Consider the following 17842-nt stretch of genomic DNA (forward strand, 5'->3'; position numbering starts at 1 on the left):
TGGAGTAGTGTGACTTGGCACAACGCGTTCCCGGCAATCAGTTTCTCAAAAGAAACTAAAAATGCTAAAATAGAACTCTCGTTCTATTCCCGGTATGTCTGATGCTCCCCACTCCCGACTACGCGTTCTTCGCGGAACGCCTGCGCGGTTTTTTTGCCGTCGCCGGCCACGACGGCGTCACGCTCACCCCGACCGAGGTCGGCCAGGGCGCGCGCCCGTGACGATGAGACCGACATTGCGCCCGATCCGGGCCGCCGACCACGCGTTCCTGCGTAGCGTGTACGCCGCCGCGCGCGCCCAGCAAATCGCCCTGTCCGGGTGGGATGTGGCCACCGCCGACGCGTACGTGCGCATGCAGTTCGACGCCCAGAACGGTTTTTACCGCAAGCGTTATCCGGCCGGCCATTTCGACCTTGTGCTCGACGGCGACATCGCGGTCGGACGCCTGTACGTGGCGCGCGAAGCGCAGCGCATCCACGTGATCGACCTCGCCATGCTGCCGGCATACCGCAACCGCGGCGCCGGCAGCGCGCTGCTCGACGCGCTGCAGCGCGAAGCGGGCGCGCGTGGCGCCGCTGTCACCACCCACGTCGAATTGAACAACCGTTCCATGTCGCTGTACCAGCGCTTCGGTTTTCGCGACATCAGCGGCGCGGGCTTTCACCGCCTCATGGAATGGCGCACCGACGCGCCGCCCGGGAGTATTCACGGCCAGTCGGTTTGCAAGGCATGATAGGTTTTACAATCCACGCCCGCAGTGCGCACCTCTACCGGCTTACTTCATGAATAAATTTGTTGAAATGCAGTTGTTTGTCACCGTCGTCGACGCCGGCAGCATGACCGAAGCGGCGCGCCGCCTGGGCACCCCCAAGTCCGTGGTGAGCGAACGCTTGCAGCAGCTGGAGCGGCGCCTCGGCATCGCCTTGCTGGTACGCGGCCGCAAAATGGGGATCACCGATCCCGGCCAGATTTTCTATACCCATTGCGTACGCATCCTGGCGCAGGTGTGCGAAGCGGAAGACGCGGTCCTCGACGCCCAGGCCAGCATGCGTGGCCAGTTGCGCGTGGCGGCGCCGATGGCGGCCAGCGTGCGCTATCTGGGACCCATGCTGGCCGCGTTCGCCGCCAGGTATCCGGACTTGCGCATGGAGATCGACCTGAACGACCGCTACGTCAACATGCACGACGAGAACTACGACGTGGCCATCCGCATGGGTAATCTGCAAGACTCGACGCTGGTCGCCCGGCCAATCACCATCAACCGCCACCTGGTCTGCGCCAGCCCGGCCTATCTGGCCGCGCGCGGGATGCCGCTCCATCCGGACCAGCTGGGCGAGCATGATGGGCTGTTGTACGGAAATCGCGAACCCCAGGGCACGTGGCAACTGCAGGTCAATGGGAAGGTTGAATCCTTTCGCATCCGCAACCGCCTTTGCACCGATAGCGGACACCAGTTGCTGGAAGCGGCCAAGGCCGGGCTCGGCCTGGCCATCCTGCCGACCTTTCTGGCGGCCGACGCCATTGCCGCCAAGGAGCTGCGCATCGTCATGCCGGCATTTTCGCCGTCGGGCGGGGTGGTCTCGGCCATCTACCGGCAATCGCACCGGGCCTCGCCCAAGATCCGCACGCTGGTCAACTTCCTGGCCGAGCAGATCGGCGACCCGCCCGTGTGGGAACAGCAGATCCGGGCCGAACTCGACGCCACCTGAACAGAACGTTCGGAAAACCCGAACCAGTGATTCGCTTTTAGTTGCCTTATGCTAATTCGGCAAACGCTCTAATCTTCGCCCCCGGTGGACCTGCCACCGATCGGAGAGAAGATGAACAAGCAATCGCACAGTATCCAAGACGGCCGCCAGCAGTACAGCGCGGCCACCCCGGGCAGCGCCACCGGCGGCGCGGCCAAGGCGGCCGACGTGATCGTCGTCGGCGGCGGTTCGGCCGGCGCCGTGCTGGCACGGCGCCTGAGCGAGAACCGCCAGCGCGCGGTGCTGCTGCTCGAAGCGGGGCACAGCTACGATGCGGCCGGCTATCCCGCCGCCATCGCCTCGAGCGACATCCTCGGCGCCAACGGCGACCCCGCGTTCGAGTGGGGTTATCGCAGCGAACCGGGCTATATCGGGCACGCCGTCGGCGCCATTCGCGGCAAGGTACTTGGCGGTAGCTCGGGGGTGAACGGCGCCGTGGCGATCCGCGCGCGTCCCTCCGACTTTGCCCGCTGGAACCTGCCAGGCTGGGGCTATGCGGACATGCTGCCTTTCTTCAAGCGCTTAGAGACCCGCAGCGGCGGCAGCGATGACCTGCACGGGCGCAGCGGACCCTTGCCGGTGCGCCAGCTGACGCGGGCCGACATCACGCCCATGCAGCGCGCCTTCATGGACGCCACCCTGGCATGCGGCTTCCAGGCCGTCGCCGACTTCGACGGCGCCGACGCCAACGGGGTCGGACCGTACCCCATGAATATCGTCGATGGCGTGCGGGTCAACACCGGCATGGCCTTCCTGCCGGACGCCGTGCGCGCCGCCGCCAACTTGCGGATTCGTCCCGACTGCCTGGTCGACAAGATCCTGTTCGACGGCCGGCGCGCCATCGGCGTGCAACTGGCGGACGGTGAACAACTGTTCGGCGGCGAAGTGATCCTCTCGGCCGGCAGCTATGGCAGCGCCGCCATCCTGCTGCGTTCGGGCATTGGCCCGGCGGCCGACCTGCATGCCCTGGGCATCGCGCTGGTGGCCGACCTGGCGGTCGGGCAAAACCTGGTCGACCACCCCTTCTATTACAACGCGTATGCGGCCAGGCCGGACGCGCTTGGCGCGCAGAGCCCGGTGATCGGCGCCAAGCTGTGGACCGCCAGCAGCGGCGCCCGGCCCGGCGAGCTCGATCTCCACATCACGGCGACCCATTTGTTCCCGCACGAACAAAGCCCGACCGGGGTGGGTTTTGTGCTGGCGGTGGCGCTGACCCGCCCGCTCTCGCGCGGACGGCTGACCCTGGCCAGCCGCGATCCGCTGGCCGCGCCGCGCATCGACCTCGGTTTCCTGTCGGCGCCCGAAGACCGGGCGCGCATGCTGGAAGGCGTCAAGCTGGCGCGCAAGATCGGCGCCGGCGCGCCGCTGGCCGCCATGGTGCATGCCGAACTGAGCCCGGGGCCGCAGGCGCAGTCGGACGACGCCATCCTGGCCTCGATCATGGCCACCCTGGATACCTATCACCACCCGACCTCGACCGCCCCGATGGGCCCGCGCAGCGATCCCTCGACCGTGGTCGACACCGACGCACGTGTCCATGGCCTGCAAGGGCTGCGCGTGGTGGACGCCTCGATCTTCCCGGACGTGCCCTCGGTGGCCACGAATGTCACCGTCATCGCCACGGCAGAGCGCATTGCCAGCCTGTACGCCTGAACACCGCTTTATCTGAAAGAAACAATCATGAAAAACAGCACCGCACTGCACTGGATCGATGGCCAATGGCACGATTCCGACCAACACCGCGACTCGATCGATCCGGCCACCTACGAGGTGATCGGGCGCTACGCCGACGGCGGCGCGCGCGAAGCGGCGCACGCCACCGCGGCCGCCAGGCGCGCCTTTGCCGACTCCCCGTGGAAGGAAGACCGCGCCCTGCGCGCCCGGGTCTTGCACGCGCTGGCAGACGCCTTCGAGCGCCACGCCGGCGCGCTGGTCGAGCTGCTGTCGGCCGAAAACGGCAAGATCAAGGCGGAAGCGGCCTTCGAAGTGGGGATGGTCCCGTCCAAGCTGCGCTACTACGCCTCGCTCGTGCGCACCGAATACGGACGCGCCCTCGAACCGAAGGCGGGCAGCATCTCGCTGGTGCTGCGCGAAGCGATCGGGGTGGCGGGCATCATCGCTCCCTGGAATTCGCCGGTGGTGCTGATGATCCGCTCGCTGGCGCCGGCCTTGGCGGCTGGCTGCACCGCGGTCATCAAGATGCCGGGCCAGACCGCTCAGACCAATGCGCTGGTGTCGGCCATCATGGCCGGGGTGGCCGACCTGCCGTCCGGCGTCGTCAATCTGTTCTCGGAGTCGGGCGCGGAAGGCGCCAAGTGGATGATCGAATCGCCCGACATTCCGGTCATCAGTTTCACCGGCAGCACCGGCACCGGCCGCGCGATTGCCGAAGTCGGTGCGCGACACTTGAAGCGCTTCGGCCTGGAGTTGGGCGGCAAGACGCCGATGATCGTCTTCGACGACGCCGACCTCGGCGCCGCCCTGCCCAAGCTCGAAAAAGCCCTGACCGTCTTTTCCGGCCAGTTCTGCATGACCGGCTCGCGCCTGCTGGTGCAGCGCGGCGTTGCCGATGCGGTGCGCACGCGGCTGTCGGCGCGCCTGGGGGCCGTGCGGGTGGGACCGGCCAGCGACCCGGCCAGCGACATGGGGCCGCTGATCGACAAGCCGAACGTGGCGCGCGTCGAGGGCCTGGTCGAGGCCGCGATTGCGGCCGGCGCCAACGTCCTGGTGCGCGGCGGCGCCGTGACCGATGGCGTGCTGGCCCGGGGCGCCTTCTATCGCCCCACGCTGCTGGAAGTGAGCGACCCGGAACTCGACATCGTGCAGAAGGAAACCTTCGGCCCGGTCCTGACCTTGCAGGTGTTCGATACCGAAGCCGAGGCCATCGCCCTGGCCAACAACAGCGAGTTCGGCCTGGCCGCCAGCATCTGGTCGCGCGATGTCGACCGTCCGTTGCGGGTGGCGCGCCGGCTGGAGGCGGGCACGGTCTGGATCAACGACTGGGCCGTGGTGTACGACGAATGCGAGGAGGGCGGCTACAAGCAGTCCGGCCTGGGGCGCCTGAACGGCATGGCGGCCATGGACGATTTTCTCCAGTACAAGCACATCACCATGAGCCCGGGCGCGGCGTGAAGCAGCCGGACCTGTACGAGGGATTGCTGGACGCCCTGTATGCCATCTTCGGCAGGCATGCGGGCTTCCGCGTGACGCATGCCAAAGGCATCGTGGCGCACGGCAGCTTTACTGCGTCGCCGGCGGCGGCGCGCCTGAGCCGCGCGGCCCACCTGCAGGGCGCGCGCGTGCCGCTCACCTTGCGCTTTTCGAACTTCAGCGGCGTGCCGTCCACCGCCGATGGCGACCCCGACGCCGGCCCGCAGGGACTGGCGCTGCGTTTCCTGCTGGACGATGGCCGCCACACCGACATCGTCGCGCATTCCTACGACGGTTTTCCGGTGGCCACGCCGGAGCAGTTCCTCGGTTTTTTGCAGGGGCTGGCCGGCGCGGGCGGCGAGCGGCCCGACCCGCTGCCGCTGGACGCCTTTTTGGCGCGCCATCCGCGCGCGAAACGTTATCTGGAAGCGCCCAAGCCGGCGCCCGCCAGTTATCTGGCCCAGGAATATTTTGGCGTGAACACCGTGCGCTTGCTCGACGCCGCCGGCGCCGCCGTGCACGGGCGCTACCGGATCGAGCCGCTGGAGGCGCCGACTGCGCCGCCGCCAGCTGCGCTGCCGGGGACCGATTTCCTCGGCGCCGAGCTGGGCGAACGCCTGCGCCGCGCGCCGGCCAGGCTGCGGCTGGTGCTGCAATGCGCCGCGCCGGGCGACGAGCTCGACGACGGTTCGCTGGCCTGGCCGCGCAGCGGTCCGGATGCGCGCCCGGAAATCGAACTGGGCATCCTCAGCGTCGAAACGGTCGAGGCGGACGGGCAAGTACAGGCGGCGCGGCAGCAAGCGCTCGCCTTCAATCCCGGGCAGTTGATCGACGGTATCGAAGCCTCTGGCGACCCGATGCTTGCCGCGCGCGCCGAACTGTACCGGCGCGCAGCGTTGCGGCGGCGCCCGGTGCAGGCATGAGCCTGGCGGCGGCCGGCGAGCAAGGCATGAGCGCCATCGTGCACGAGGTCGATCCGCGCCACCGCGCCGACTACGAGCGCTGGATGGTGGCGGCCACGCAAGCGCACCGCCAGTGCCGCGGCTACCTGGCGATGGATCTGATCAAGCCGGTCGGCGCCGGCGCCTGCTATGTGGTGCTGCTGCGCTTTGCCAGCGTGGGCGACGCCAGCGCATGGCTGGTCTCGCCGCAGCGTCGCCAGTTGCTCGAGCAAGCCCGCCCCTGGCTGCTGCGCGAAGAACGCTACCAGGTGCACGCCGGGTCCGCGTTCTGGTTCACCCCGGCGGGTACCGGCGCGCTGCCCAGGCGCTGGAAGCAATGGCTGCTCTCGACCCTGGCGGTGTTTCCGCTGACCACGCTCATTCCCGCCGTGGTGCGCGCGGCGGCGGAGCGGCTGGCCCCGGCCGTGCCCGCGCTGGCGCTTGGTGCGCTCAGCGCCACGCTGGTGTCGGGCGTGATGGTGTACTGGCTGATGCCCCTGTTCTCACGCGTGGCGGCCGGCTGGCTGTCGCGCTGAATGTGCCAATTTTTTTGTTAGTTGATTTTCTAAAGGAAGACATTGCAATGACGTATCAAACCCCCCTGAGCACCAGCGACCGTTTCGAGATCTTCGAACAACTCAATCTGCACCAGCGCTACATCGACAACGATGCGAGCCTGGCATCGGCCCAGACGTACATCGGCCTGTACTGGCCCGAAGCCGAATTTTCGGTGAAGGACATCCGCGAAAATATGTTTCGCGGCGTGGAAGGACTCAAGCAGCTGTACGACTACGCGCACAGCGTGTTTCCGCTGCACCTGATGCGCCATGCCGTGGGCACCTTCGTCATCGAAGGCGGCGATCACGTCGCCGAGGTGGAATGGAACTGGATCGTCACCTGGAAGGCGGAACAGCAAGGCGTGGTCTCGACCGGCACCTACACCGACCGCTTCGAAAAGCGCGACGGCGTCTGGAAGTGCCTCTCGCGCGCCTCGAATGTCGACCCGAACTGGCCGGCCGACCTGTTCCAACCCTGGGTCGACCAGCAGGAAACCACTTTCAAGGCCTCATGATGAAAAACGTACTCGAACATACCTTGCTGGCGTGCGCCGCCGTGACGGCCACCTTGTCCGCCACCATCGTGCCGGCCCAGGCGGCCGACGATACCACGGTGGTGCTGGTGCATGGCGCCTTTGCCGATGGTTCCAGCTGGGGCAAGGTAATCCCGCTGTTGCAAGCGAAGGGCGTAAAAGTGGTGGCCGTGCAAAACCCCTTGTCCTCGCTGGCCGACGATGTCAGCGCCGCCAAAAAGGTGATCGACGAGCAGCCGGGCAAGGTGGTGCTGGTCGGCCATTCCTGGGGCGGGGCCGTGATCACCCAGGCCGGCGACAGCGACAAGATCAAGGCGCTGGTGTACGTGGCTGCGTTCGCCCCGTCCGAAGGCGAGACCCTCGGCACGGTGGGCAAGGATTATCCGGTGCCGCCGGGCGTGCCCTCGCTTAAGCCCGACGCCGCCGGCTACCTGACCCTGTCCGATGCCTCGTACGTCGCCAATTTCGCCCAGGACATCCCGGCCGCCACCGCCAGGGCGTACGCCGCCACGCAAGGCTTGTTTCCGGCCAAGGCCTTCGATGAAAAGATCACCTACGCGGCCTGGAAGACCAAGCCGAACTACTACATCGTCGCCAGCAACGACCGCATGCTGTCGCCCGACCTGGAACGCGCCTTTGCCAAGAAGCTCAAGGCGGTCACCACCGTGCTGGCAAGCAGCCATGTGCCGATGCTGTCGCAGCCACAAAGAGTGGCCGATGTCATCCTGGCCGCCGTCAAACGCTGAGGCCCCCCGCCGGCGGCCTGGCGCCGCCGGCCCGCCAGCGCATTCCACCCATTCACGCATCAGGAAACACCCATGTCCATCGCCAACATCCTCTACCGCGCCAGTGTCAACGTCACCGGCGGGCGCGAAGGCCGCGCCGTCTCGGCCGACAATACGCTCAACCTCACCTTGACCACGCCCAGGGAACTGGGCGGCACTGGCGCCCCCGGCTCCAACCCCGAGCAACTGTTCGCCGCAGGCTACTCGGCCTGTTTTCTGGCGGCCTTGAAACTCGTCGGCCGGCGCGACAAAATCACGATCCCGGCCGACGCATCCATCGAAGGGACGGCTGGCATCGGCCAGGCCGACAACGGCTACGGCCTCGAGATCGAACTGATCATTTCCTTGCCGGGCATGGCGCGCGCCAAGGCGGAGACGCTGATCGCCGCCGCCCACCTGGTCTGTCCGTATTCGCACGCGACGCGCGGCAATATCGACGTGACCCTGACGCTGGCCTGAGCGGAGAAGACCATGACTGTCGATTCCCACCTTGTTGATTTTGTCATTCTCGGCGGCGGCTCGGCCGGCGCCGTGCTGGCGGCCCGCCTGTCGGAGCTGCCCCAGTTCAGCGTATTGCTGGTCGAGGCCGGCAGCGCCTTCGATCCGGACGAATATCCTGAGCAAATTTACAGCAGCAACATCATCGCCGCCAACGGCGATGCGCGCTACGAATGGGGTTACCATGCCATCCCGCTGGCCCAGGCGCAGCCGGTGTATGCGCCGCGCGGCAAAGTGCTCGGCGGCAGCTCCGCCATCAACGGCGCCGTCGCCTGCCGCGCCTTGCCCTTCGACTTTGCGCGCTGGACGGCAAAAGGCTTGCGCGGCTGGGGGTACGAAGACGTGCTGCCTTACTACAAGAAAATGGAAAGCGCCCCGCATGGCGCGGAACGCTGGCACGGCCGCAACGGGCCGCTGCCGATTCATCAAATGTCGATGGAGGGCATCACGCCGGTACAGCGCGCCATGGTGCAAGCGGCCTGGGCCTTGGGGGCGCGCCGGGTGGACGACTTCAACGATCCCGAAGCGAACAACGGCGCCGGGCCGAACCCGATGAACGTCATCAACGGCGTGCGCGTCAATACCGGCATGGCTTACCTGACCCGGAGCGTGCGTTCCCGCCCGAACCTGGCCATCCTCGATCGCAGCATCGTCGACAAGCTGGTCGTCGAGAATGGACGGGTGGCTTCGGTCTTGCTGGCCGATGGCCGCGAAATACGCGGCAAGGAAGTTATTCTCAGCGCCGGCGCGTATGGCTCCGCCGCGATCTTGCTGCGTTCGGGAATCGGTCCGAAGGCCGACCTCGACGCGCTGGATATTCCTGTGGTCAAGGATGCGCCGGTCGGTACCCATCTGCTCGATCACGCCTTTTTCTGGATGAATTTCAGCGCGACAGCGGAACTCAAAGGGCAGGAGCACCCGGTGGTTGGTTCCCAGTGGTGGACCAATTCCTCGTATGCGAGTTCGGACCAGGAACTCGACATCGGCATTTCACCGTCGCACCTGCTCGACCCGGCCAGCAGCCCGACCGGCGTGGCGTTTTCGCTCGGGCTGGAACTGATGCATTGCACCTCGCACGGGCGCATCCGCCTCAAGAGCCGCGATCCGCACGAGGCGCCGCTGATCGAACTCAATCATCTGAGCACGGAGGACGACATGCGGCGCATGGTGGAGTGTTTCCGGCTGGCCAGGACGCTGGCGGCCACCGAGCCGCTCAAGAGCATGATCGTGGAGGAACTGTATCCTGGGCCGTCCATCGACGACAGCGAGCAGCAGATCCGCAGCGCGCTGGCGGCCGGGGTGGGAACCTTGCAGCATCCTTGCGCCAGTGCGCCGATGGGCTTGCCGGACGACCCGCGCGCCGTCGTCGATGAACAGGGGCGCGTGCATGGGGTGGGCGGGCTGCGGATTATCGATGCCTCGATCCTTCCCGAAATTCCGCTCATCAACTTGAATCCGACGGTCATCATGATGGCGGAGAAGTTATCGGATATCATCAAGCAAACCGCCATCCGCGCCTGAGCGGCCAGTTCGCGCGCCGGCGTGGAACCAATATCGCCGGCGCGGATCGAACAGCTTGAGAGCGATGCTTTCGCAGGATTCATTAAGCACCATGGCCGCGCATCGACGGCCGTCGAACGGGAGAATGTGTGATGAGTGCCAGGGATTTTTTTGTTATCGATGAAGAGCAAGATGCGCATGCGCGCGAGGCATATGCACCATGGAAAGCGGCAGCCGGCAATGAGGCGGCTGAGCTGAGTGCGCCGCAAGGCAAGGGATTGAGCTACGCTGACCAGTTCGGCAACGAAGAAACCATGCTCCAGTTCCTGATGAAGCATTTTTTGCCGTTCCTCATCATCGCCCTGCTTGTCACGGTGGCGATGGCCACCGGCGACAGCGCAAGCGTGAGCGACATTCCCACGCCTTGCCGGGGGTGACGAACAGCTCAATCTGAACCGTGTCTGGATCCGCTGCTACAGATGGGATGCTTGCTACAAGCTGGCAACCGCGGCAAATGTGTTGGTCATAACTGATAAGTCTTGCGCACCTCGTCAATCAACAAATTGCGTGAGCTGCGTTCTTTTTCATGGGGCGCGAACTGGCCGCTGGCGGTGTCGAGCAAGTCGACCGCCAGGGTCAGGCACACCCGGTCGCGCATCGACAAGGCCTGTTCAACGGGTTTGCCGATGATCTCGCGGATGATCGTCGTGGCCAGCTCTTTTGACGCGATATCTTCCGGCAGCCCGGTCTTGGTGCACACGCCGTAGGTGCCCTCGAGGAAGTGGCGCCACTCCTCGACCAGGTGCTGGTCCAGCTCCGCGCCGAGCTTGGGGTTGTCGGTGCACAGGCCGGCCGCTTTCAGCTGCCCCAGGCGGGCGCGGTAGCGCTCCGCGAACACGCGCAAGGCATCGGCCTCGCCGCCGAGCGACTGAAGAAGTCCGATCCACGAGGCGTAGCCCTTGGCGTAATAGACGAGCTGCTTGTGTTCCTGGTGCGCGCCGAAGAAGGAGTCGCAGTTGACGTCAATGCGCAGCCGGTACGACGCCTGCGGCATCATCGCGCGCTGCTGAAGTGCCGCCAGCTCGCCGGCGTCGATGCCGGACACCGCCAGCAGCTGTTCCTCGGTAAAAAAACCATCGCTCAGGTATCGGATCAGTTCCATGGCCGCTCTCTCGTTGGTCGACAGGGCCTACTATACAAGCTTGTGCGTTCTGCATGGTTCGGCTACCATCGAACCATGAAAGACGGACCCAATATCATCGGCATCGCCGCCCTGATCGGCGATCACGCGCGCGCGGAAGTGCTGACCGCGCTCATGTCGGGCATGGCGCTCACCGCCACCGAGCTGGCCGACATCGCCGGCGTCACCAAGCAGACCATCAGCGCGCACCTGGCCAAACTGGTCGACGCCGGCTTGCTGGCGGTGGAAGCGCAGGGCCGCCACCGCTACTTTCGCCTGGCCGACGACGATGTGGCGCAGCTGCTCGAGTCGCTCATGAACGTGGCCTTTCGCACCGGCGCCATCCGCCTGCGTTCGAGCCCGCGCGAGCCGGCCTTGCGCAAGGCGCGCGTGTGCTACGACCACCTGGCCGGCGAACTTGGGGTGCTGGTGTACGAGGGCCTGCTGGCGCGCGGTGCTTTCACGCCCGATGCGGCCGGCCTGCGCCTCACCGAAGCCGGCAGCGCCATGATGCAAGCCATCGGCGTCGACCTGGCGGCGGCCGGCACGCGGCGCGCGTTTTGCCGCACCTGCCTTGACTGGAGCGAGCGCCGGCATCACCTGGCCGGCACCCTGGGCGACGCGCTGCTGGCGCGCTTCGAAGAACTGGGCTGGGCCAGGCGCTCGCTCGATTCGCGCGTGGTGACGTTTAGCGAGGCCGGCGAACAGGCCTTGCGCGCCTGGGTGGATTAGGCCTGGGTGGATTAGCTTAATACCGCCATCATCGGCCCGCGCAGGGCGTTGCAGACCATCAGGCCGGTGGCGCGTTCGAGCATCGCGCGCGTAACGATGGTTTCTTCGGCGTCCCACTGCGCGTCCGCCAGCACCAGCGCGCGCATGATCCCGGGCAGCAGGCCGCAGGCCAGGGCGGGCGTGCGCCAGCGGCCGTCGACCCGCACGAACACATTGCTGCGGCCTCCTTCGGTCAGCTCGCCGCGTTCGTTGAAGAACAGCATATCGAATGCGCCCTGCGCCTCGGCCGCGCGCCAGATGGCGTCGTAGCGGGTGCGGATGCTGGTTTTGTGGCGCACAAAGAGTTCGTCGGCGCGCATCGCGTCCGGGGCCAGCAACACGCGCACCGGTTGCGTCAGCGCGGCCAGCGCGCCGCTTTGCACGCTGAAGGCACCGGACGGGCCGATGGCGAGCCGCATGCGCGAGGGCACGCCGGGCGCCAGCGCGGCGCAGGCGGCGTCCAACGCGGCGTGGGCGGCGGCGTCATCGAACGGGAAGCCGAAGTAGCGCGCCGATTGCGCCATGCGCGCCAGGTGCCGCGCGCGGTGGCGGCAGCCGTCGGCGCGCGTGGCGTGCAGCGTTTCGAAGACCTCGAAGCGGTTTTCCAGGCCGGTGAGAAAACGCGCCTTGAGCTGGCACTCGGCATATTCGTCGGCCGCGTCGCTGTCGTACACGATGCCGGCGCCGACGCCCATTTCGCCGTGCCGCGTGCCGGCGTGTTCGGATTGCAGCGCCAGGGTGCGGATCGGCACCGACAGGCAAAAGTCGCCGATCGCCCCAAGCGTGGCGGGCGGCTCGAACCAGCCGATGGCGCCGGTGTAGACGCCGCGCGCGGCAGGTTCGAGTTCGTGGATGATTTCCATCGCACGCCGCTTGGGCGCGCCGGTGATCGAGCCGCACGGGTACAGCGCCGCGAAGATGTCGGCCAGGGCGGCGCCGGGGCGCAGGCGCGCGCGCACGGTGGATGTCATCTGCAGCACGCTGGCAAAGCGCTGCACGTCGAACAGCGCCGGCACCTCGACACTGCCGGTGACGGCGACTCGTCCGAGGTCGTTGCGCAGCAGGTCGACGATCATCAGGTTTTCGGCGCGGTTCTTGGGGTCGGCCGCGAGCGCGCCGGCGCGGCGCGCGTTGTCGCTGTCGTCGTCGCTGGCCGGGGCGGTGCCTTTCATCGGGCGCGCGATGAGTTCACCACCTTGATGGCGTACGAACAGTTCGGGCGAGAGCGAGAGCACGGCGCCGCCGTCGGGCAGGGCGATCAGGGCGCCGTAGGGCACCGGCTGGCGCGCGCGCAGGCGTGCGTACAGCGCGTGGGGCGAACCGAAGGCGTCGAAGCGCAGGCGGTAAGTGTAGTTGACCTGGTAGGTGTCGCCGGCGGCGATGTAGTCGTGGATGCGCGCCAGCGCCTCGCTGAAGGCCTTCTGGTCGACGTTGGCGCGCACCTTGGCAATGCCGGCCGGGCCATCGCCGTCGTGCGCTTGCGCGGCCAGCCAGGCCGCCACCTCGCCTGATGTCATGCGGGTGCAGGTATCGAACAGCAGCACTTGCGCCAGCGGGCCGCGGGCAGGGTGCGCATCGATGCCGAGCAGGTGTCCGCCCAGTTCATAAGCGAGCACCGCCACCGCATGCAGGCCGCGCGCGAGCGCTTCCTGGAGCTGCGCCAGCAGGGGTGCCCAATCGTCTGCCGCGTCGCAGCGCAGGGTGCCCGCGTGGCCCGTGTACAGGCGCGAACCGGCTGCATGCCCGGCGCCGCCGGTGGCGTCGTCGAGCAGGGCAAAGCAGGGCGCGCTGTTCATCGGTGCAAGGGCGGTCAGGCCGCCAGCAGCAGGGAGATCTGCAGGGCCGTGCCCTCGGTCGGATTGTGGCGGAAGCCGCTCTTGGCGTAGCGGTGCCAGCGTCCGACCACGTAGGCCACCAGCAGGCTGGCGCGCGCGGCGACATCGGCTTCCTGGCCGTGGCCCTGGGTCACGGCCAGGCGCAGCGACTGCTTGCAGGCCAGTTCGACCTTGTCGTAGAACTGGTTCATGCGCAGTTGCAGGCGCTCGTCTTCGTTGACCAGGGCGTCGCCGATCAGCACCCGCGTCATGCCGGGATTGTTGGCCGCGAAGCCGAGCAGCATCTGCAGCACGGCGTGGGCCTGGTCGACCCCGCCCTGTTCGTTTTCGGCGATCTGGTTAATCAGGCCGAAGACGCTCGATTCGATGAAGTCGATCAGGCCTTCGAACATCTGCGCCTTGCTGGCGAAGTGGCGGTACAGCGCCGCTTCGGATACGTCCAGCCGTGCTGCCAGTGCCGCCGTGGTGATTTTCTCGCCTTTGGGCTGCTCCAGCATGGAGGCCAGGGCCTGGAGGATTTGCAGCTTGCGCTGGCCCGGCTTGGTGCTTGCCATGTGTTCTCGATGAGGTGGGTTGTCGTTGTCAGCGCAGCCGATTCATGCATCTCGGCAACTGAAGCACGGATTTTACTTTGACATCGACATAAGCGGGGCGTTTTAACTTTTTTGGCAACGGCGCAACACCGATCGGGTCGGCCATGCGCAGATATTGGGTGACCCATGCGGTGCGCATGCCGACCTGTTTGGCGGTGCGCAGGTTGGCCAGGGTGTCTTCGACCAGGATGCAGCGTTGCGCGGCCACGCCGTGCTTGCGCAGCAGGCGGCGCAGCATCAGCTTGGACGGCTTGGGGCGCAGCTGGCCGTGCACGTGCATGTTTTCGATGGCGATGTGGTGGCTGAAGTGGCGCCGCAATCCCAGGTGGCGCATGACGTCGGTCGAGTAGCGCGTCGGCGCGTTGGTCAGCAGGATTTTCCGCCCCGGCAGGCGCCTGAGCAGGCGCGCCAGGCCGCGCTCGTAGCGGATCATGTCTTCCAGCCGTTCGATGTTGTGGGTCTCGTGCAGGAAGTCGGCGGCGCTGACCTGGTGGTGCTTGATCATCCCGAGCAGGGTGGCGCCGTAGCGTGTCCAGTATGCCAGGCGGGCCGCGTTGACCACATCCGCGCTGGCGGGCGTGACGCCGTCGCCCAGCACGCGCGCGATGTACACGTTCATGTTGGCGGTGATGGTGGGGAAAATCGCGTGCGAGGCGTTGTGCAGCGTATTGTCGAGATCGAACAACCAGAGCGGGGCGGAGCGGGTAAGATTGGGCACAAGAGACCTGACTAAAAACGCGAAACAACAAGGAAAAAACGCATGAGACGTCCAATTATAGTGGTGTTCCTCAGCCTTCTGATGCTGGCCCTGCCATCGGCCTGGGGCGCCGAGCGCGGCGCGCTGTTCAAGGTGAGCGGCGGCGGCCACACGATGTACCTGTTCGGCACCATGCACGTGGGCTTGCCCGAGTTCTATCCCCTGGAGCCGCGCATCGCCACGGCCATCCAGAACGCCTCGGCGCTGGCGCTGGAGGTTGACCTGTTGCAGGACCCGGCCAAGCTGGGCGCGGCGATGCAGGCGCATGCCATGCTCGCGCCCGGCAAACCGGGTTTCCAGGACCGCTCGCCGGCGTTTCGCAAGCGCGTCGAGCACGCCTTGAAAAAGGCGAAGATCGATCCGGCCGCGGTGGCGCGCTTCAAGCCGTGGCTGGTGGCCACCACCCTCACCCTGGCCGAGTACGCATCCGAAGGTTACCAGGCCGAACTGGCGGTCGATATCAAGCTGGCGCAGATGGCGCGCGCCAGAAAGGTGCCGGTGATCGAGCTCGAATCGATCAGCGCCCAGTTCGCCATGTTCGACCGCCTGGGCGTGGAAGAGCAGTGGACATTCCTGGAAGAGAGCGTCGATATGATGGAGTCCGGCAAGCAGCGCGCGGAAATGCGCCAGATTGTCGATGCCTGGGGCTCGGCCGACAAGGCTGCGCTCGATGCGGTGGCGGCCAAGGTCGAAGGCGACAACAGCGTGTCGGGCAAGTTCATGCAAAAAGTGCTGTTGGAAGAACGCAACGGACCATTGGCCGAGAAGCTGGCCGCCTTGCTGGCCAAACAGGACAAGAGCGTGGCGGCGATCGGCGTATTGCATTTGGTCGGCAAGCACAGCGTGCCGGCATTGCTGGGCGCAAAAGGGCTGACGGTCGAGCGGGTGTACTGAAGGGGGAGGGTGCTGCGGGAGGAATGGTGCCCTTTACGTGGATTGAACACGTGGCCTCTCCCTTACCAAGGGAGTGCTCTACCACTGAGCTAAAAGGGCGGTACTGGTAGGGATCTCGCCAAACTTACTGCGGTTTTGCGAGGTCCCCGTGGCGGCTGATGCCGCCACAAATTATTTAGTGCGACCGGATCATAGTGCCAAAAGCCTGTTCGGTCAAGACCTCGAGCAGCAAAGAGTGCTCGATTCGCCCGTCGATGATGTGAACCGTGTTCACGCCCGACTTGGCCGCGTCCAGCGCCGATGAAATTTTAGGCAGCATGCCGCCGGAAATGGTGCCATCGGCGAACATTTCGTCGATCTCGCGGGCCGACAAATCGGTCACGAGGTTGCCTTTTTTATCTTGCACGCCGGCGATGTTGGTCATCATGATCAACTTTTCGGCTTTCAGGATTTCCGCGATCTTGCCGGCGACGACGTCGGCATTGATGTTGTAGGCCTGGCCATCCTGGCCGAAACCGATCGGCGAGATGATCGGGATGAAGGCATCGTCCTGCAGCGCCTTGACCACGGCCGGGTTGATGGCGTCGATTTCGCCGACAAAGCCGATGTCGAGGAACTGGCCCGGGTTTTCCTTGTCGGGCATGGCCATCTTGCGCGCGCGGATCAAGCCGCCATCTTTGCCGGTCAGGCCGACAGCCTGGCCGCCGTAATGGTTAATCAGCATCACGATGTCTTGCTGGACTTCGCCGCCGAGCACCCATTCGACCACTTCCATGGTTTCTTCGTCGGTGATGCGCATGCCTTGCACGAAGGTGCCTTGCTTGCCGATTTTTTTCAGGGCGTTGTCGATCTGGGGACCGCCGCCGTGCACCACGACCGGGTTCATGCCGACCAGCTTGAGCAGGATGACGTCGCGCGCGAAGCCGTGCTTGAGGCGCTCGTCGGTCATCGCATTGCCGCCGTATTTGATGACAATGGTCTTGCCATGGAAATTGCGGATATACGGCAGTGCCTCGGCCAGGATCTGCGCCTTGATCTGCGGAGAAACCGCGGTCAGGTCGTCTTGATGGTCGGTCTTCAGTGTGGGCAAAGGAGCGGTCATGGCGGGTCCGGAAATGAAATTTTGCGAGATTTTACAGTCAACAGGGAGAAGCTTGTGGGCATTATAGGGCTATCTTGTTGTATTTTCATTTTTGATCCGTTAGGCTGGGCTTAAATGCATCTCCACGGCGCCGTGCCCCTCTTTTGTGACAGGGTGGCAGCGCATCAATTAATCAGGAAACACGCCCATGAATGGCATCGCCCGCATTTGCCTTTTTCCATTTTGGATCAGCTCGCCATGAGTACCTGCAGCCGCTGTGGGGCGCAGTTCGGCTGCGCCATGGCCGACGGCACGGCCGGGCCGTGCTGGTGTACCGAGTTGCCGCCGGTGGTGGCGGTGCCGGACCCAGACGGCGCGGCGGCTTGCTGGTGTCCGGCTTGCCTGAAGAAGCACATCGATGCGCAAAAAAATTCCCCGTCCGAGGCGGTGGGCGACTGAGGCCGCGCATAGCGCCTGCACTGTTGTATTGATAAATTTTCTATCCCGATCGAACAGGATTTCCCATGTACTACGACCTGGCTGCCAGCATCGTCCGTCTGCCGCAAAACAAGTCCGCGATTGACCTGTTAACCCAGCATGAGTTTGTCTGGGCCGAATACGGGGAAGAATTAGCGCAGTGGGCCACCATTGCGAGCAATACCCCCGGCCTCGAAGCGGTGAGCGCGCGCGTCAGTGGCGGCAAAATCAAATACACCTACAAAGGCAAGAGCGTCGTCGTGCCGCTCGAGGAGAGCCGGAACGACAATCTGATTTCGGTCTATACCTTGAGCCAGTTGGTCAGGGAAGATGCGGAATTGCGCATGTGCATCGATACCACTGGCAATAGCGAACAAGCCTTTCTTGTGCTGCCCCCGGCGCAGTGGAAGCGCTTGGAAGACGAATGCGGCAAGGAGGCGGTGCGTTTCCGTTTTTTCGCGCTTCCGCCAAGCTTGAAGGCGTTTTTCGCACAGGCTTTTGTTGCTGAGAACCTGCACATGTACGATCAAGACTGAGCGGGC

20 protein-coding genes and 1 tRNA gene are annotated in these 17842 nt (G+C 65.5%); 15 read left to right on the plus strand and 6 right to left on the minus strand.

What is annotated here, in order from left to right; genetic code table 11:
• The first annotated feature begins 223 nt into the window (after nucleotides 1–223).
• The 11 genes from F0185_RS13845 to F0185_RS13895 all read left to right on the plus strand — a co-directional run bounded on the left by F0185_RS13845 (nucleotide 224) and on the right by F0185_RS13895 (nucleotide 10149).
• On the plus strand, nucleotides 224–733 hold the full coding sequence (locus F0185_RS13845; RefSeq protein WP_229477023.1) for a GNAT family N-acetyltransferase: 510 nt from the start codon (nucleotides 224–226) through the stop codon (nucleotides 731–733).
• Nucleotides 734–782: 49 nt separating this feature from the next.
• Complete coding sequence (locus F0185_RS13850; protein ID WP_167225341.1) at nucleotides 783–1709, plus strand: LysR family transcriptional regulator; 927 nt, start codon at nucleotides 783–785, stop codon at nucleotides 1707–1709.
• Between the two features lie 111 nt (nucleotides 1710–1820).
• The gene (locus F0185_RS13855; protein WP_167225344.1) at nucleotides 1821–3401 is read left to right on the plus strand and encodes a GMC family oxidoreductase; all 1581 of its coding nucleotides are present in this window, start codon (nucleotides 1821–1823) and stop codon (nucleotides 3399–3401) included.
• 27 nt (nucleotides 3402–3428) lie between these two features.
• A complete protein-coding gene (locus tag F0185_RS13860) occupies nucleotides 3429–4880 on the plus strand; it encodes an aldehyde dehydrogenase family protein (RefSeq protein WP_167225346.1) in 1452 nt (483 codons plus the stop codon).
• Entirely contained in the window at nucleotides 4877–5821 is a 945-nt protein-coding gene (locus F0185_RS13865) for a catalase (RefSeq protein ID WP_167225349.1), read from the plus strand. The genes F0185_RS13860 and F0185_RS13865 overlap by 4 nt, the downstream gene beginning before the upstream one ends.
• Nucleotides 5818–6375: a putative antibiotic biosynthesis monooxygenase gene (locus F0185_RS13870; RefSeq protein ID WP_167225351.1), complete on the plus strand. Its 558-nt coding sequence runs from the start codon at nucleotides 5818–5820 to the stop codon at nucleotides 6373–6375. The genes F0185_RS13865 and F0185_RS13870 overlap by 4 nt, the downstream gene beginning before the upstream one ends.
• A 47-nt stretch (nucleotides 6376–6422) precedes the next feature.
• Entirely contained in the window at nucleotides 6423–6911 is a 489-nt protein-coding gene (locus F0185_RS13875) for a nuclear transport factor 2 family protein (RefSeq protein WP_167225353.1), read from the plus strand.
• Nucleotides 6911–7675, plus strand: a complete 765-nt coding sequence (locus tag F0185_RS13880) for an alpha/beta fold hydrolase (protein WP_167225355.1) — start codon at nucleotides 6911–6913, stop codon at nucleotides 7673–7675. Before F0185_RS13875 ends, F0185_RS13880 begins: the two co-directional genes overlap by 1 nt.
• 72 nt (nucleotides 7676–7747) lie before the next feature.
• On the plus strand, nucleotides 7748–8173 hold the full coding sequence (locus F0185_RS13885) for an organic hydroperoxide resistance protein (RefSeq protein ID WP_167225357.1): 426 nt from the start codon (nucleotides 7748–7750) through the stop codon (nucleotides 8171–8173).
• Between the two features lie 12 nt (nucleotides 8174–8185).
• Entirely contained in the window at nucleotides 8186–9733 is a 1548-nt protein-coding gene (locus F0185_RS13890) for a GMC family oxidoreductase (protein ID WP_167225359.1), read from the plus strand.
• Nucleotides 9734–9861: 128 nt separating this feature from the next.
• Complete coding sequence (locus F0185_RS13895; RefSeq protein ID WP_167225361.1) at nucleotides 9862–10149, plus strand: hypothetical protein; 288 nt, start codon at nucleotides 9862–9864, stop codon at nucleotides 10147–10149.
• A gap of 86 nt (nucleotides 10150–10235) precedes the next feature.
• Here F0185_RS13895 and F0185_RS13900 read toward each other — a convergent pair whose 3' ends face one another.
• Complete coding sequence (locus tag F0185_RS13900) at nucleotides 10236–10874, minus strand: DUF6058 family natural product biosynthesis protein (RefSeq protein WP_167225363.1); 639 nt, start codon at nucleotides 10872–10874, stop codon at nucleotides 10236–10238.
• A 75-nt stretch (nucleotides 10875–10949) separates the two neighbouring features.
• Between F0185_RS13900 and F0185_RS13905 the strand changes: the two genes are divergently transcribed.
• Nucleotides 10950–11624: an ArsR/SmtB family transcription factor gene (locus tag F0185_RS13905; RefSeq protein ID WP_167225365.1), complete on the plus strand. Its 675-nt coding sequence runs from the start codon at nucleotides 10950–10952 to the stop codon at nucleotides 11622–11624.
• 11 nt (nucleotides 11625–11635) lie between these two features.
• Here F0185_RS13905 and pabB read toward each other — a convergent pair whose 3' ends face one another.
• Genes pabB through F0185_RS13920 form a run of 3 tightly spaced genes read right to left on the minus strand, consistent with a single transcriptional unit; the run spans nucleotide 11636 to nucleotide 14809 of the window.
• Entirely contained in the window at nucleotides 11636–13459 is a 1824-nt protein-coding gene (gene pabB, locus F0185_RS13910; RefSeq protein ID WP_167225367.1) for an aminodeoxychorismate synthase component I, read from the minus strand.
• Between the two features lie 14 nt (nucleotides 13460–13473).
• Nucleotides 13474–14052, minus strand: a complete 579-nt coding sequence (slmA, locus tag F0185_RS13915; protein WP_166888998.1) for a nucleoid occlusion factor SlmA — start codon at nucleotides 14050–14052, stop codon at nucleotides 13474–13476.
• A gap of 28 nt (nucleotides 14053–14080) precedes the next feature.
• Nucleotides 14081–14809 (minus strand): HAD-IA family hydrolase, encoded by a 729-nt coding sequence (locus tag F0185_RS13920; RefSeq protein ID WP_370664014.1) that lies wholly within the window; start codon nucleotides 14807–14809, stop codon nucleotides 14081–14083.
• Between the two features lie 42 nt (nucleotides 14810–14851).
• On the opposite strand from F0185_RS13920, the gene F0185_RS13925 reads away from it, so the two are divergent.
• On the plus strand, nucleotides 14852–15742 hold the full coding sequence (locus F0185_RS13925; protein ID WP_167225369.1) for a TraB/GumN family protein: 891 nt from the start codon (nucleotides 14852–14854) through the stop codon (nucleotides 15740–15742).
• Nucleotides 15743–15766: 24 nt separating this feature from the next.
• Here F0185_RS13925 and F0185_RS13930 read toward each other — a convergent pair.
• Nucleotides 15767–15841: transfer RNA gene (locus F0185_RS13930), tRNA-Thr, on the minus strand.
• Nucleotides 15842–15917: 76 nt separating this feature from the next.
• Nucleotides 15918–16844 carry an acetylglutamate kinase gene (argB, locus tag F0185_RS13935; protein WP_166875818.1) on the minus strand — a complete coding sequence of 309 codons (927 nt, stop codon included), beginning with the start codon at nucleotides 16842–16844 and terminating at the stop codon, nucleotides 15918–15920.
• 237 nt (nucleotides 16845–17081) lie between these two features.
• Between argB and F0185_RS13940 the strand changes: the two genes are divergently transcribed.
• Both F0185_RS13940 and F0185_RS13945 read left to right on the plus strand, forming a co-directional pair.
• Complete coding sequence (locus F0185_RS13940) at nucleotides 17082–17282, plus strand: cysteine-rich CWC family protein (RefSeq protein WP_167225371.1); 201 nt, start codon at nucleotides 17082–17084, stop codon at nucleotides 17280–17282.
• Between the two features lie 65 nt (nucleotides 17283–17347).
• Nucleotides 17348–17836 carry a hypothetical protein gene (locus tag F0185_RS13945; RefSeq protein WP_167225373.1) on the plus strand — a complete coding sequence of 163 codons (489 nt, stop codon included), beginning with the start codon at nucleotides 17348–17350 and terminating at the stop codon, nucleotides 17834–17836.
• The last annotated feature ends 6 nt before the right edge of the window (nucleotides 17837–17842 follow it).

It is taken from the genome of Massilia rubra, from assembly GCF_011682065.1.
In the GTDB taxonomy this organism is placed as follows: domain Bacteria; phylum Pseudomonadota; class Gammaproteobacteria; order Burkholderiales; family Burkholderiaceae_D; genus Telluria_A; species Telluria_A rubra.